Origin of the sequence: Nocardioides zeicaulis, from assembly GCF_042432345.1 — a bacterium.
GTDB classification, from domain to species: Bacteria; Actinomycetota; Actinomycetes; order Propionibacteriales; family Nocardioidaceae; genus Nocardioides; species Nocardioides zeicaulis.
In genome coordinates this window covers 269,906-284,872 of the sequence record NZ_JBHLXH010000002.1, presented here as the reverse complement: position 1 = coordinate 284,872, position 14,967 = coordinate 269,906, and the positions used below count along the sequence as shown (strand labels likewise).

Annotated in this window: 13 protein-coding genes and 1 tRNA gene; 12 read left to right on the top strand and 2 right to left on the bottom strand. The window is 73.4% G+C overall.

Annotated features, from left to right (window positions below; all coding sequences use genetic code 11):
- On the bottom strand, nt 1-2,023 hold a 2,023-nt coding region (gene aceE / locus ACFFJG_RS15860; RefSeq protein ID WP_378520346.1), incomplete at its 3' end, for a pyruvate dehydrogenase (acetyl-transferring), homodimeric type.
- A gap of 230 nt (nt 2,024-2,253) precedes the next feature.
- Here aceE and ACFFJG_RS15855 point away from each other — a divergent pair.
- The 8 genes from ACFFJG_RS15855 to ACFFJG_RS15820 all read left to right on the top strand — a co-directional run bounded on the left by ACFFJG_RS15855 (nt 2,254) and on the right by ACFFJG_RS15820 (nt 9,402).
- Nucleotides 2,254-2,640, top strand: coding sequence for a DUF3052 domain-containing protein (locus ACFFJG_RS15855; RefSeq protein WP_378520345.1), 387 nt, complete (start codon nt 2,254-2,256; stop codon nt 2,638-2,640).
- Between the two features lie 7 nt (nt 2,641-2,647).
- Nucleotides 2,648-4,321 (top strand): AMP-binding protein, encoded by a 1,674-nt coding sequence (locus tag ACFFJG_RS15850; RefSeq protein ID WP_378519755.1) that lies wholly within the window; start codon nt 2,648-2,650, stop codon nt 4,319-4,321.
- On the top strand, nt 4,318-4,791 hold the full coding sequence (locus tag ACFFJG_RS15845; RefSeq protein WP_378519754.1) for a peroxiredoxin: 474 nt from the start codon (nt 4,318-4,320) through the stop codon (nt 4,789-4,791). The genes ACFFJG_RS15850 and ACFFJG_RS15845 overlap by 4 nt, the downstream gene beginning before the upstream one ends.
- A gap of 232 nt (nt 4,792-5,023) precedes the next feature.
- Nucleotides 5,024-5,095, top strand: a tRNA-Val gene (locus ACFFJG_RS15840).
- 97 nt (nt 5,096-5,192) lie between these two features.
- Entirely contained in the window at nt 5,193-6,725 is a 1,533-nt protein-coding gene (locus ACFFJG_RS15835; protein WP_378519753.1) for an AMP-binding protein, read from the top strand.
- Between the two features lie 10 nt (nt 6,726-6,735).
- Entirely contained in the window at nt 6,736-7,542 is an 807-nt protein-coding gene (locus tag ACFFJG_RS15830; RefSeq protein WP_378519752.1) for a Nif3-like dinuclear metal center hexameric protein, read from the top strand.
- Between the two features lie 16 nt (nt 7,543-7,558).
- Nucleotides 7,559-8,299, top strand: a complete 741-nt coding sequence (locus ACFFJG_RS15825; protein WP_378519751.1) for a zinc ribbon domain-containing protein — start codon at nt 7,559-7,561, stop codon at nt 8,297-8,299.
- An 11-nt stretch (nt 8,300-8,310) separates the two neighbouring features.
- On the top strand, nt 8,311-9,402 hold the full coding sequence (locus ACFFJG_RS15820) for an FUSC family protein (protein ID WP_378519750.1): 1,092 nt from the start codon (nt 8,311-8,313) through the stop codon (nt 9,400-9,402).
- Between the two features lie 247 nt (nt 9,403-9,649).
- On the opposite strand, the gene yaaA is transcribed toward ACFFJG_RS15820, so the two are convergent.
- Entirely contained in the window at nt 9,650-10,429 is a 780-nt protein-coding gene (gene yaaA, locus ACFFJG_RS15815; RefSeq protein WP_378519749.1) for a peroxide stress protein YaaA, read from the bottom strand.
- 51 nt (nt 10,430-10,480) lie between these two features.
- Between yaaA and ACFFJG_RS15810 the strand changes: the two genes are divergently transcribed.
- The 4 genes from ACFFJG_RS15810 to ACFFJG_RS15795 all read left to right on the top strand — a co-directional run bounded on the left by ACFFJG_RS15810 (nt 10,481) and on the right by ACFFJG_RS15795 (nt 14,966).
- Complete coding sequence (locus ACFFJG_RS15810; protein WP_378519748.1) at nt 10,481-11,938, top strand: RNB domain-containing ribonuclease; 1,458 nt, start codon at nt 10,481-10,483, stop codon at nt 11,936-11,938.
- Between the two features lie 146 nt (nt 11,939-12,084).
- The gene (locus ACFFJG_RS15805) at nt 12,085-12,219 is read left to right on the top strand and encodes a hypothetical protein (protein ID WP_378519747.1); all 135 of its coding nucleotides are present in this window, start codon (nt 12,085-12,087) and stop codon (nt 12,217-12,219) included.
- 81 nt (nt 12,220-12,300) lie between these two features.
- Nucleotides 12,301-14,118 carry an ABC transporter ATP-binding protein gene (locus tag ACFFJG_RS15800; RefSeq protein ID WP_378519746.1) on the top strand — a complete coding sequence of 606 codons (1,818 nt, stop codon included), beginning with the start codon at nt 12,301-12,303 and terminating at the stop codon, nt 14,116-14,118.
- A complete protein-coding gene (locus ACFFJG_RS15795; protein ID WP_378519745.1) occupies nt 14,115-14,966 on the top strand; it encodes a serine/threonine-protein kinase in 852 nt (283 codons plus the stop codon). The genes ACFFJG_RS15800 and ACFFJG_RS15795 overlap by 4 nt, the downstream gene beginning before the upstream one ends.
- Nucleotide 14,967 lies beyond the last annotated feature (1 nt).

Genomic DNA, 14,967 nt, shown 5'->3' with positions numbered 1-14,967 from the left:
CGGCGTGCTGGAGGCCCTCACCGGTCAGCGTGGTGCGACCGGCGGTGGCGCCGATGAGGAAGCCGCGCGCGAGCTGGTCGGCCATGGCCCAGATCGAGTCGCCCGTGCGCTGGAAGCCGAACATCGAGTAGAAGATGTAGAACGGGATCATGTGCTCGCCGTGCGTGGAGTACGCCGACCCGGCCGCGGTGGCCGAGGCGAGGGCGCCCGCCTCCGAGATGCCCTCGTGGAGCATCTGGCCCTGGGCGGACTCCTTGTAGGAGAGGAGCATCTTGCGGTCGACCGACTCGTACTGCTGGCCGCCCGGGTTGTAGACCTTGGCGCTCGGGAACATCGAGTCCATGCCGAACGTGCGGTACTCGTCGGGCGCGATCGGGACCAGGCGGTCGCCGATCTCGGGGTCCTTCATCCAGTCGCGCAGCAGCCGGACGACGGCCATCGTCGAGGCGAACTTGTTCTTGCCCGAGCCCTGCTTGAGCTCGGCGTAGACCTCGTCGCCGGGCAGCTTGAGGGCGGTGGCGCGGTCGATGCGGCGCGGGATCGAGCCGCCGAGCGCGCGACGGCGCTCGAGCATGTACTCGATCTCGGGGGCCTCGGCGCCCGGGTGGTAGAACGGCGCGCCGCCGGTCTTCTCGTAGGACTCCTCGAGGTCGCGGTCGCTGATCGGCAGGTAGAGCCGGTCGCGGAACTTCTTGAGGTCCGGGAGGGTCAGCTTCTTCATCTGGTGGGTGGCGTTCTTGCCCTCGAGGGCGTCGATCGTCCAGCCCTTGATGGTGTGGGCCAGGATCACCGTCGGCTGACCGGTGTGCTTGCTCGCGGCGTCGAAGGCGGCATAGACCTTGCGGTAGTCGTGGCCGCCGCGCGGCAGCTTCTCGATCTGCTGGTCGGACATGTGCTCGACCATGCGGCGCAGGCGCGGGTCGCCACCGAAGAAGTGCTCGCGGACGTAGGCGCCGTCCTCGGTCGAGTACGTCTGGAACTGGCCGTCCGGCGTGGAGTTCATCCGGTTGACCAGGGCGCCGTCCATGTCCTTGGCGAGCAGGGCGTCCCACTCGCGGCCCCAGACGACCTTGATGACGTTCCAGCCGGCGCCGCGGAAGTTGGCCTCGAGCTCCTGGATGATCTTGCCGTTGCCCGTGACGGGGCCGTCGAGCTGCTGCAGGTTGCAGTTGATCACCCAAGTGAGGTTGTCGAGCTCCTCGCGCGCGGCGATGCGGATCGCGCCGAGCGACTCGGGCTCGGCCATCTCGCCGTCGCCCATGAAGGCCCACACGCGCTGCTGCGAGGTGTCCTTGATGCCGCGGTTGTCCATGTAGCGGTTGAACCGGGCCTGGTAGATCGAGTTGATCGCGGTGAGGCCCATGGACACCGTGGGGAACTCCCAGAAGTCCGGCATCAGGCGCGGGTGGGGGTACGACGGCAGGCCGGCGCCGGTGCCGTGCTGGACCTCCTGGCGGAAGCGGTAGAGCTGCTCCTCGCTCAGCCGGCCCTCGAGGAAGGCGCGGGCGTAGACACCCGGCGAGCCGTGGCCCTGGATGTAGATCTGGTCGCCACCGCCCTCGTGGTCCTTGCCGCGGAAGAAGTGGTTGAAGCCGACCTCGTAGAGGGAGGCCGAGGACTGGTAGGTGGCGATGTGGCCGCCGACCTCGAGGCCCTTGCGGTTGGCGCTCGAGACCATCACCGCGGCGTTCCAGCGGATGAACGCACGGATGCGGCGCTCGACCTCCTCGTCGCCGGGGAACCAGGGCTCGCGCTCCGGCGGGATGGTGTTGATGTAGTCGGTCGAGCGCAGGGCGGGCACGCCGACCTGCTTCTCGCGCGCACGCTCGAGCAGGCGCAGCATGACGTAGCGGGCCCGGTCGCGACCGCGGTCGTCGAGCATCGCGTCGAAGGACGCGAGCCACTCCTGGGTCTCGTCGGGGTCGATGTCGGGCAGCTGGGTGGGGAGTCCCTCGTGGATCACCGACGGCGTGGCGGGGGCCTGCCTGCTCGTGCTCTGCGTGGACTTCTCGGCGTCACTCACCCGCTCATCGTGTCACGCGAGCCGACGCCACGAAATCTACCCACGGGTAGTCCCACGACGGGCGTGACCGGCGTCGCGTCGGCGCCCGTCGGGCGGGACGGGGTTGCGGGTCGTGCTGTGTTCGGGTGGACTATGCGTGACCTGCGCCCGATCCCCCCGGACGGGCGCACCCAGGACACAGGAGGCACTGCGTGAGCTCGACGGTGGGCGACTCTGCCCCGGTGACAGGCATGGGGGAGCGGCTCGGGCTGAAGCCCGGCATGGTCGTCCAGGAACTCGGCTGGGACAACGACACCGATGACGAGCTGCGCGTCGCGGTCGAGGACTGCATCGACGCCGACATGGTCGACGGCGACTACGGCAACGTGGTCGACGCCGTGCTGCTCTGGTGGCGCGACGACGACGGCGACCTCGTCGACGGGCTCGTCGACGCGCTGACCGACCTGGTCGGCGGCGGGTCCATCTGGCTGCTCACCCCGAAGGTGGGCCGCCCGGGCACGGTCGACCCGGCCGACGTGTCGGAGGCGGCGCCCATCGCCGGCCTCTCGCAGACCACGACGGCGTCGGTCAGCAAGGACTGGCAGGCCACCCGGCTGGTCGCCCCGAAGACCCCGTGAGCCCGGCGTGAGCCCGGCGCGACCCACGTCCCCGCGCCGCGCCGCCGCCGCGCTCACCAGCACCGTCGGTGACGTCGGGACGACGCTGCGCGTGCTCGGCCGCGCCGGGGTGATCCGCCCCTACGGCCCGCGCGCGCTGGTCCGCCTCGGACGTACGGTCGCGCGCTGGGGCACCGGCCCCGCCGGAGGCTTCGCCTCGCTGGCCGGCCGCGCGCCCCACCAGGTCGGCCTGGTCGACGAGCTCGGCGAGCTGACGTGGGGCGAGCTGCACCGCCGCTCCAACTCCCTGGCCCGCGCGCTCGCCGAGCGCGGGGTGCGCGAGGGCGACTCCGTCGCGGTGATGTGCCGCAACCACCGCGGCTTCGTCGACGCCTCGATCGCGGTGGCCAAGCTCGGCGCCGACCTGCTCTACCTCAACACCGCGTTCGCCGGCCCCCAGCTGGTCGACGTCCTGGCCCGCGAGGCGCCCCGGCTGGTCGTGCACGACGAGGAGTTCACCGGGCTGCTGGCCGGCGCCGACGTCGAGCGGCGGCTGCTCGCCTGGACCGACACCGACGCGGGCGGGACCGAGACCCTCGAGCACCTGGTCACCGCCCACGACGAGGGCGACCTGCAGCCGCCCGCGAGGCACGCGCGCGTCGTGATCCTCACCTCGGGCACCACCGGCACCCCCAAGGGCGCGCCCCGCAAGGAGGCCGGCATCGACGCCGCCGTGGCGCTGCTGTCCCGGATGCCCCTGCGCAGCGGCTGGCGCACCCACATCGCCGCGCCGCTGTTCCACACCTGGGGCTTCGCGCACCTCGCGCTCGCGATGCTCCTCGGCTCCACGGTCGTGCTGCGACGCACCTTCGACCCCGAGGCCGCGCTGCGCACCACCCAGGACCAGCGGTGCCAGTCGCTGGTGGTCATCCCGGTGATGCTGCAGCGGATGCTCGCGCTCGACCCCGACGTGCTGGAGCAGGTCGACCTCTCGCGCGTCGAGGTCGTGGCGTCCTCGGGCTCGGCCCTGCCGGCGACGCTGGCGGAGGCGTGGATGGACCGCTTCGGTGAGAACCTCTACAACATCTACGGCTCCACCGAGGTGGCGTACGCCTCGATCGCGACGCCCGAGGACCTGCGCGCGGACCCCACGTCGGCGGGGCGCCCGCCCCACGGCACGGTCGTGCGGATCCTCGACGAGCACGGCCGCGAGGTGCCCGCGGGGGAGACCGGCCGGATCTTCGTCGGCAACGGGCTGCTCTTCGAGGGCTACACCCACGGCGGGTCGAAGGAGGTCGTCGACGGGCTGATGTCGTCGGGCGACGTGGGGTGGTTCGACGCCGACGGCCGGCTGCACGTGGCCGGTCGCGACGACGACATGATCGTCTCCGGCGGGGAGAACGTGTTCCCCCAGGAGGTCGAGGACTGCCTGGTCTCCCACGAGCACGTGCAGGAGGTCGCGGCCATCGGTGTCGTGGACGACGACTATGGTCAGCGGCTGCGGGCCTTCGTGGTGCGCAGCGGGGAGGTCTCGGCCGACGAGCTCCGCGAGCACGTCAGGGCCCGGCTGGCCAGGTTCAAGGTGCCGCGCGAGATCGTCTTCCTCGACGAGCTGCCGCGCAACGCGACCGGCAAGGTGCTCAAGCGCGAGCTAGCGGCGCGGGACGACGACACGACGCACGACAGTGAGGACAAAGGGTGAGCAGTCAGGGTCTGTGCCTCGGTGAGGAGGCGCCCGACTTCACGTTGCGCGACCAGTTCGGCCAGGACATCCGGCTCGCGGAGTTCCGCGGCCGCAAGGCGGTCGTGCTGATGTTCTTCCCGTTCGCCTTCTCGGGGGTCTGCACCGGCGAGCTGTCCGGCGTGCGCGACCGCCTCGACGAGTTCCTGACCTTCGACACCGAGGTCCTCGCGCTCTCGTGCGACCCGGTCTACGCGCTGCGGTCCTTCGCCGAGGCCGAGGGCCTGCACTTCCCGCTGCTCTCCGACTTCTGGCCGCACGGCGAGGTCGCCACCGCCTACGACGTCTTCGACAGCGCCAAGGGCGCGCCGCGCCGCTCCTCCTACGTCGTCGACCGCGACGGCCGGCTGCGCTGGTCGGTGCACAACGCCAACCCCGACGGCCGCGACCTCGACGAGCACCTCCGCGAGCTGCAGGCCGCGCTCGGCTGAGCCGCTCGGCGGCGTGCTCCACCCTCCGGTCTAGACCTCGCGGGGGCAATGCGGGGAAACCTCGGACAGCCCCGGCAACCGGTGTAATCTTGTACCTGTTGAGCCGCTGATGACCCGAGACGTCAGCGGCTCAACTCCATTTCGTCCCCCGGCTGCGGCCCGCTCCCCGCGAGCGTCCGGCACCGCCGCCCGGGACGTGGCTCCCGGCGCCGTCCCGTAGTCTGTGCCGCGCGCGTCGGTAGCTCAGCGGTAGAGCACTCGGTTTACACCCGAGCGGTCGGCGGTTCGAAACCGTCCCGACGCACCCCTGTCCACCCGTGTCGACCCATGGCGGCCTGACCTCGCCGGTGTGGGTGACGCATGCCACAGTGGGGCTCGCCACCAGCGAAGGGAGCCCCACCGTGTTCGTCCCGTTCAGCGTCAACGACTTCCTCGACCGTGCCCGCACCGTCTACGGCGAGCGCACCGGCTTCGTCGACGAGCCCGACCAGCCGGCCGAGGGCCTCGGGACCCGCACCTACGCCGAGGTCCACGCGCTCGCCCGCCGGCAGGCCGCGCGGCTCGACGAGCTCGGCATCGGCGTCGGCGACCGGGTCGCGGTCGTCTCCCACAACAGCGCGCGGCTGCTGACGTCGTTCTGGGGGGTGTGCGGGTCGGGCCGGGTGCTGGTGCCGATCAACTTCCGGCTGCGTCCCGACGAGATCGCCTACATCGTGGCCCACTCCGGTGCCCGGGTGCTCTACGTCGACCCCGAGCTCGTCGACACCGTCCGCGGCATCGACGTCGAGCACACCTTCGTCCTCGGCGACGACGACACGCTCTACGCCGCACCCGGTGCGGAGCCGCGCCCCTGGGAGGCCGACGAGCAGGCCACGGCCACGATCAACTACACCTCCGGCACGACCGCGCGGCCCAAGGGCGTCCAGCTCACCCACCGCAACCTCTGGACCAACGCGCTCACCTTCGGCCTGCACGCCGGCGTGAGCGACCGCGACGTCTACCTCCACACGCTGCCGATGTTCCACGCCAACGGCTGGGGCATGCCGTTCACGATGGCGGGTCTCGGCGTGCCGCAGGTGGTCCTGCGCAAGGTCGACGGCGCGGAGATCCTGCGCCGCGTGGAGCAGCACGGCGTCACCGTGATGTGTGCGGCGCCGGCGGTCGCGTCCGCCGTGCGAGACGCCGCACAGTCGTGGGAGGGCGAGATCCCGGGCCGGGACCGGGTGCGGATCATCATGGCGGGCGCGCCGCCGCCGACCCGGACCGTCGTGCGGGTGCAGGAGGAGCTCGGGTGGGAGTTCCTGCAGATCTACGGCCTCACCGAGACCTCGCCCCTGCTCACCGTCAACCGCACCCGCGCGGAGTGGGACGACCTGTCGCCGGAGGACCGCGCCGCCAGGCTGGTGCGCGCCGGAGCCCCGGCGCTCGGGGTGACGCTGCGCACCGACGAGCACGGCGAGGTGCTCGCGCGCTCCAACGTCATCCTCACCGGCTACTGGGAGCGCCCCGACGAGACCGGCAAGGCGCTGGTCGACGGCTGGTTCCACACCGGCGACGGCGGCGTGATCGGCGACGACGGCTACCTCACCATCTCCGACCGCAAGAAGGACGTGATCATCACCGGCGGCGAGAACGTCTCCTCGATCGAGGTCGAGGACGTGCTGTTCTCCCACCCGGCGGTCGCCGAGGTGGCCGTCATCGGCGTGCCGAGCGAGAAGTGGGGCGAGACGATCAAGGCCCTCGTCGTGCTGGCCGACGGTGCCAGCGCCACCGAGGCCGAGCTCATCGCGTGGTGCAAGGACAAGGCGGCCGGCTACAAGGCGCCCACGTCGGTGGAGTTCCGCGACGAGCTGGCCCGCACCGCGACCGGCAAGCTGCAGAAGTTCAAGCTCCGGCAGCCCTACTGGGAGGGCCAGGGGCGGCAGGTCAACTAGCCTTCGGCCCATGTTCGCCCCCACGCTCGCCGAGGTCGTCGACCTGCTGCACGAGTGGTACCCGCCGGCCACGGCCGACTCCCACGACGCCGTGGGGCTGGTGGCGGGCGACCCCGACGTCGAGGTGCGCCGGGTGGTGCTCGCCGTCGACCCGACGCTCGAGGTGGCGCAGGAGGCCGTGGGGTGGGGTGCCGACCTGCTGGTCGTGCACCACCCGCTGTTCCTGACCCCCGTGAGCTCGGTGGCCGCGACCACGCCCAAGGGCCGCACGCTCCACACCCTGACGTCCGGCGGCTGCGCGCTGCTCACGGCACACACCAACGCCGACCAGGCGCTCGGCGGCGTCTCGGAGTCGCTCGCCCTCGCCCTCGGCCTGGCCGACCTCGAGCCGATCCGCCCGGCCGCCGGGGCGCCGGCGACGGGCACCGGCCGCATCGGCACCGTGGAGCCCACGACGCTCGACGCCTTCGCCGCCCGGGTCGCGGGAGCGCTGCCCGCCACCGCCCACGGCGTACGTGTCGCAGGAGACCCCGAGCGCCTGGTGCAGCGGGTCGCGGTGTGCGGCGGCGCGGGCGACTTCCTCCTCGACGAGCTCGTCGACAGCGGCGTCGACGCGTACGTCACCAGCGACCTGCGCCACCACCGGGCGGGGGAGTTCCTCGAGCACGGGGGGCCGGCGCTGGTCGACGTGGCGCACTGGGCGGCGGAGTGGACCTGGCTGCCGGTGGTGGAGGCTCGGCTGCGCGCGGCGATGGGGGATAGGGTCGACACCCGGGTCAGCACGCTGTGCACCGACCCGTGGAAGTTCCGTCACTGAAGCCAGGAGCGCGCCGTTGAAGGCAGACCCCACCCACCAGCTCCAGCTGCTCGACGTCGCCGACCTCGACCGCCGTCTGGCGCAGCTGCGCCACCAGCGTTCGACGCTGCCCGAGCTGGCCGAGATCTCGGCGCTGGAGCAGGAGCGCACCGCGCTGACCGACCAGGTGCGTGACGCGCGCATCGTCGTCGACGACCTCACCGTCGACCAGGTCCGGGCCGACAAGGAGGTCGAGCAGGTCAAGGCGCGGCGCGAGCGCGACCGCGCCCGGATGGACGCCGGGCAGGTCACCAACCCCAAGGACCTCGAGCGGATGCAGCACGAGCTCGTCTCCCTCGAGCGCCGCATCGGCACCCTCGAGGACGCCGAGCTGGAGGTCATGGAGGCCCTGGAGAACGCCCAGCAGGTGCTCGACGGGCTCGCCATCCGCGCCGACGACCTCGACGACCGCCTCGCCGCGCTCACCACCTCCCGCGACGAGCGGCGCGTCGAGATCGACGCCTCCATCGCCGAGGTGACCGCCGCGCGCGGCCCGGCCACCGAGGGGATCCCCGAGGACCTGATGGCGCTCTACGAGCGGCTGCGCGAGCAGAAGGTCATCGGCGCCGCGCTGCTGCGGGCCCGCCAGTGCGGCGGCTGCCAGCTCACCCTCGACGCCGCCGAGCTGTCGCGGATCCGGTCGGCCCCGGCCGACGAGGTGGTCCGCTGCGAGGAGTGCCAGCGCATCCTGGTGCGCACCGACGAGTCGGGACTCTGAGAGGAGGCTCCGTGCTGCGCGCCGAGGACTTCGCCGCGCGTGGCCGGCTGTCGATGCGGGCGCGGGTCGCGCGGCTTCGGAGCAAGGGGTGGGCGATCGGCCAGTGCGCCGTCGCCGCCGGCGTCGCGTGGTGGCTGGCGGCCGACGTGCTCGGTCACCAGCTGCCGTTCTTCGCGCCCATCGCCGCGGTCGTCTCGCTCGGCACGTCCTACGGCCAGCGCCACCGCCGGGTCCTCGAGATCGCGATCGGCGTCGCCGTCGGTGTCTTCCTCGGCGACCTGGTGACCCACCTGCTCGGCTCCGGCGCCTGGCAGATCGCGCTCATCGTCGCCGTCGGGATGTCGCTGATCATGCTGCTCGTCGACGCCGGGCCGCTGCTGGTCAACCAGGCCGCCGTGCAGGGCATCGTCGTCTCGGCGCTCGCCCCGCCCGCCGGGGGCGCGTTCCTGCGGTGGACCGACGCCCTGATCGGCGGCGGGGTGGCGCTGGTCGCCGCGACCGTGGTGCCGCGCGCGCCGCTGCGCCGGCCCCGCGAGCAGGCCGCCGTCGTGGTGCGGAAGATGGCCTCGCTCCAGCGCGCGGCCGCCGAGTGCATGCGCGAGGGCGACGTGGAGCTGGGCATGGAGGTGCTGCGCGACGCCCGCGCCACCGACGCCCTGATCACCGAGCTGAGGGCCGCCGCGGACGAGGGGTTGTCGGTGGTGGCGTCCTCGCCGTTCCGTCGACGCCACGGCGAGCCGCTGCGCCAGCTGACCGAGCTGGTGGAGCCCCTCGACATCGCCCTGCGCAACACCCGCGTGCTCGTGCGCCGGGCCGCCGTCGCGGCGTACCGCCGGGAGCCGGTGCCGGCGTCGTACGCCCGCCTCACCGCCGACCTGGCCGACCTCTCCGACCGGGTGGCCGACGAGCTCGGGCACGGTCACCGCGCCGCCGCCCTCGTCGACCCGCTGGTCGAGCTCGGCCGGGCGACCTCGACCGTCGAGCACAGCGACGACCTGTCGGCCGAGGTGATCCTGGCCCAGGTGCGCTCGATCGTCGCCGACCTCCTCGCGCTCTGCGGGATGGACCCCCTCGAGGCGACCGACGTCATCCCGCTGCGCTGACGGGCCGCTCGGGCCGCAAAATCCCCGGATATCCGGGGATCTCGGGCGGAACGTGGAACATCCGAGCCACCAGGTGACGCGGATCTTCCACGATGTACGCCGAGGACGGGCCGGCGTCGAACGGGTCGGGCTCGGCGGACTAGGACACCCTCGTTGACGCTAGACGCACGCCATGGCGTGCGTCGAGCGGAGACATCTCCGCTCGACCCCGCTCGTCGACGGGCGGGGCCGCTGCGTGGCCGGCGGGCTAGACCTCGGTCACGACCACGTCGAGCTGGGTGCCCTTGGGCGTCGGATCCCCGACCTCGACGGTCCAGCCGAGCCGGCGCAGCGCGTCGGCGAGCGCCGTCGGCGTGCGGGGGTCGGCGCCGTCCTCGAGGAGGGCGCGCACGAGGCGGCCCTTGGTCGCCTTGTTGAAGTGGCTCACCACGCTACGCTTCCCACCCGACTCGTGGAGGACGCGCACGGTCGCGACGCGGCGCGCGAGGTCGGCCGGCGGGCGCCAGAAGGCGGCGTACGTGCTGGAGCGCAGGTCGACGAGCAGGCCGCCGCGCACTGCGTCGGTGACGGCCCCGCCGAGGGCCTCGCGCCACACGCCGGCCACCGAGCCGACGCCGGGGAGGACGGCGTCGCCGGAGAGGCGGTACGCCGGGATCCGGTCGCCGGGTCGCACGATGCCGAAGAGGGAGCTGGTCACCGCGAGCCGCGCGGTCGCCCGGCGACGCGCAGCGGGGGACAGGGTCGCGGGGTCGAGCGCGTCGTAGAGGACGCCGGTGTAGATCGCGTCCGCGCGGGCGGTGGGGGCCGCGACCAGGTCGGCGTTGCGCGCGACGAGGTCGCGCTGGGCCGGCCCGAGGCCGAGCACGGTCGCAGCCTGCTCCGGGTCGTCGCGGCACAGCGCCACGAGCGCGTCCAGCAGCCGGGTCCGGGCCGGGGTGAGGACGGGCGAGGAGAGGGCAGCGAGGTCGAGCGGCTTCCCGCGGCGGGGAGCGGTCTTGCCCTCGCTGGGCGGCAGCAGGATGAGCACGCGCGCAAGCGTAGGCAGCCCCCAGCGGGTGTCGGTGGCTAGGGTCGGGACATGCCGAGCAACCGTGTGGTCAGGGTCCGGGCGAGCGAGGACAGCGTCTCCGCGCAGGAGATGCGCGACGGCGTCGCCGCCATCCAGGCCGAGATGAAGGTCTCGCCGGCGTTCCCCGACGCGGTGGAGCGGGCCGCGGAGCAGGCGGCCGCGCACCCCCGGATGCCCGAGCTCGACCGCACCGACATCGAGCTCGTCACCCTCGACCCCGAGTCCTCGCGCGACCTCGACCAGGCGATGCACATCGCCCGCGACCCCGAGGTGCCCGGCGGCTACGTCGTCCACTACGCCATCGCCGACGTCGCCGCCTTCGTCTCGCCCGGCGACCCCGTCGACGTCGAGGCCCGCCGTCGCGGCGAGACGCTCTACGGCGCCGACTCGAAGATCCCGCTGCACCCCAAGGTGCTCAGCGAGGGCGCGGCGTCGCTGCTGCCCGACGAGGTGCGACCCGCACTGCTCTGGACGATCAAGGTCGACGCGACCGGCGAGGGCACCGACGTCGAGGTGGTGCGGGCCCGGGTGCGCTCGCGCGCGAAGCTCGCCTACGACGCCGTGCAGGCCGACCTCGACGCCGGCCGCGCGCCCGAGGTGATCGGGCTGCTGCGCGAGGTGGGGGAGCTGCGCCTGCAGCGCGAGGCCGCCCGCGGCGGGGTGTCGCTGCCGCTGCCCGAGCAGGAGCTCGTCGAGACCGGCGGCGGGTGGGTGCTGGAGTTCCGCCAGCAGCTGCCGGTCGAGGCGTGGAACGCGCAGATCTCGCTGCTCACCGGCATGGCGGCCGCGTCGCTGATGGTCTACGCCCGCGTCGGCATCCTGCGCACCCTCCCGCCGCCCGACCCGCGCGACGTGCAGCGCCTGCACCGCACCGCCCGGGCGCTGGGCATCGACTGGCCGGCCGAGCAGCTCTACCCCGACTTCATCCGCTCGCTCGACCCGTCGATCCCGAGCCACGCCGCGATGGTGGTCGCCTGCACGCGCCTGCTGCGCGGGGCGGCCTACGTCACCTTCGACGGCCAGCTGCCCGCGCAGTCCGAGCACTCCGCCCTGGCCTCGGAGTACGCCCACGTCACGGCGCCGCTGCGCCGCCTGGTCGACCGGTTCGCCGGCGAGGTGTGCGTCGCGCTGTGCGCCGGCACGGAGGTGCCGTCGTGGGTGCTCGAGGCGATGCCCGACCTGCCCGACGCCATGCGCGAGTCGGGCCGGCGCGCCAACCAGTACGAGAACGCGGTGGTCAACCTCTGCGAGGCCGAGCTGCTGTCCGGTCGCGTCGGTGAGCGCTTCATCGCGGTCGTGGTCGACGTGGAGGAGAAGGACGCCTCGAAGGGCGACATCACGATCCAGGACCCTGCCGTGGAGGCCTCGGTCTCCGGCACGGGCGAGCTGCCGCTCGGCGAGGAGGTGTCGGTCGAGCTGGTGCAGGCCGACCCGGCCTCGCGCTCGGTGGAGTTCCGCCTGGCCTGAGCAGGTCGTCGTACGGCAGGTGTCCGGGGGTCCTAGTACCAACGGACATCTGCCGACCCGCACCCTCGCGCGCCTAGCGTCGTGCTCACAGGCCGGCCCCTCCGGGAACCCCCGGAACCGGCCCGAGACCGACGAGAGGAGGAGTCATGGGATTCAGCGCCTACTCGACGCACCGTCGTCGTCGCCGTGGTCACGGCAGCAGCACCAGCACCTCGACCGGCACCCACACCGGCACGCACACCGGCTCGGGCACCAGCACGAGCACCCGCACCGGTCACTGACCCGGTCCACCGGGGACGGGCGGGACCCCCCACCCCCACCTCCCGCCCGTCCCCGTCGCCGTCCCCAGCCCAGGAGCACCCATGGCCCGCACCGCCACGCGACCCCGCACCGGGCTCCCGGTGCGCGAGGTGCTGCGCCGGTTCTGGCCCTACGCCGCCCCGCGCCGCGGCTGGATGCTCGTCTCGCTGCTGCTCGCCGCGCTGTCGCCGGCGCTGCTGTCGGTGGAGATCTGGCTGTTCAAGGTGGTCGTCGACGACGTGCTCGTGCCGCGCGACTTCGGGCTCTTCCCGGTGGTCGCGGCGTCCTACGTCGGGCTCACGCTCGTCCAGGCGGTCTGCGACGGCGCCGACCGGATGCTCTCGACGTGGCTGAGCCAGCGCTTCCTCGTCGACCTGCGCACCGCGCTCCTCGACCACCTCCAGCGGGTGCCGCTGGAGTTCCTCGGCCGGCACCGGCTCGGCGACGTGATGAGCCGGGTCTCCGGCGACGTCTCGGCGATCGAGTCGTTCCTCGTCTCGGGCACCAGCCGCGCGGTGTCCCAGGTGCTCCAGCTGGTCTTCTTCTCGGTCGCGATCGTGCTGATCCAGCCGCTCCTCGCCGGCGTGGCGCTCGTGGTCACCCCGCTGTTCTGGGTCACCTCGCGCTGGTTCGCGCGTCGGCTCAAGGAGCTCTCGCGCGAGCGCCAGCGACGCTCCGGCGCGCTCAACGCCTCGCTGGAGCAGACCCTGAGCACGCTGCCGCTGGTGCAGGCCTACGACCAGGGCGCGCGCGAGGTCCAGCGGTACGCCGCCGAGGCGGAGGCGAAGTACCGCACGGAGATGGCGTCCGCGCGGCTGCGCTCGGTCTACGCCCCGACCCTCGACCTCATCGAGCTGGCCGGCGCGCTCGTCGTGATCGGCACCGGCGCCTGGCTGCTGGCACGAGGCGAGCTCACCGTCGGCGGGCTGCTGGCGTTCCTCACCTACCTGAGCCGGCTCTACAGCCCGGCGCGCGGGCTCGGCAGCGCCGTCACCACGGCGTTCTCCGCGGCCGCGGGCGCCGAGCGCGTCGTCGAGCTGCTGGACGAGCCGACCCTGCCGCCCGACCGGCCGGGAGCCGTCGACCTGCACCGCGGACCCGCCGAGCTGCGCTTCGAGGGCGTCACCCACACCTACGCCGGAGCGAGCGTGCCGGCCGTGCAGGGCGTCTCCTTCACCGCCCGCCCCGGCGACGTGGTGGCGGTCGTCGGCGCCAGCGGCGCCGGCAAGTCGACCCTTGCCGCCCTGCTGATGCGGGGCCTCGACCCCGACAGCGGCACCGTCCGCCTCGACGGCCACGACCTGCGCGACCTCACCCGCGCCTCGGTCCGCGCCCAGGTGGCGGTGGTGCTCCAGGAGACGCTCCTGGTGGACGGGTCGGTCCGCGACAACATCGTCTTCGGCACCCCCGGCGCCTCGGACGCCGACGTCGAGCGGGCCGCACGCGCCGCCGACGCGCACGACTTCGTGAGCGCGCTGCCGCAGGGGTACGGCACCCCGGTGGGCGAGCGCGGCCGCCGGCTCTCGGGCGGCCAGGCCCAGCGCGTGGCCATCGCGCGGGCGCTGCTGCGCGACGCCCCGGTGCTGCTGCTCGACGAGCCGACCACCGGTCTCGACGTGCTCTCGGTGCAGCGGGTGGCCGGGCCGCTGCGCCACCTGATGGCCGGTCGCACCACGGTCGTGGTCTCGCACGACCTCGACACCGTCCGCGACGCCACCACCATCCTGGTGATGGACGCCGGACGGGTGGTCGAGCGCGGCTCCCACGACGACCTCGTCGCAGCGGGCGGGACCTACGCCGGGCTGTGGCGGGCCCAGCGGGCCGAGGCCGGACGCGAGCCCGACGGGCTCCCCACGCCGACCCCGGTGGGTGTCGGATGATCGACCTGACCGTCGAGCTGCCCGTCCTCGCCGAGGGCGACCTGATCGCGCCGGGCTACGAGGTCGTCGAGCTGCTCTCGCGCGGGTCGGCGCTCGACGTCTACGAGGTCTGGTCGCACGAACGGATGTGCAGCTGCGTGGCCAAGACCGTGCGACCGGACCGGGTCGAGGTGTCCCGGGTGCGCCACCGGCTGCTGCAGGAGGGCTGGCTGCTGCGCGAGCTCGCGCACCCCCACCTCGCGCGCGCGTTCGAGACCGTGGAGGGCGCGGCCGCACCCGTCGTCGTGCTCGAGACCCACGTCGGGATGACGCTGGAGGAGATGGTCGCCGTGCTGCCGCGCCGCCTGCCGCTCGCCGACCTGTGCCACCTCGGGCAGCAGCTGGCCTCGGCCCTGCACTACCTCCACGGTCGCGGCTACGTGCACCTCGACGTCCGGCCGGCCAACGTGATGGCCCACGCCGGGACCGCCACCCTCCTCGACCTCAGCATCGCCCGCCCGCCGGGCCGGGTCCGGCGCGGCCTCGGCACCCAGGAGTACCTCTCGCCCGAGCAGGGCACCGGCGAGGTGGTCTCGGCGGCGTCCGACACCTGGGGCCTGGGGGTGACGCTCCACGAGGCCGCCACCGGCGTACGGGCGTTCGCGCCGCGCGACGCAGCGGAGCGGGCGGCCTTCGCCCGGGGCGACGTCCTCCAGCTCACCAGGCGCGCGCCGTCGGTGTCGGAGCTGCGCCCCCTGCTGCCGCACGGATTCGCCGACCTCGTGGACGCGTGCCTGGACCCCGACCCCACGCGCCGTCCGGCCGTGCGCGAGGTGCACGAGCGGCTGGGGGAGTGGGCCGGGGCGTGAG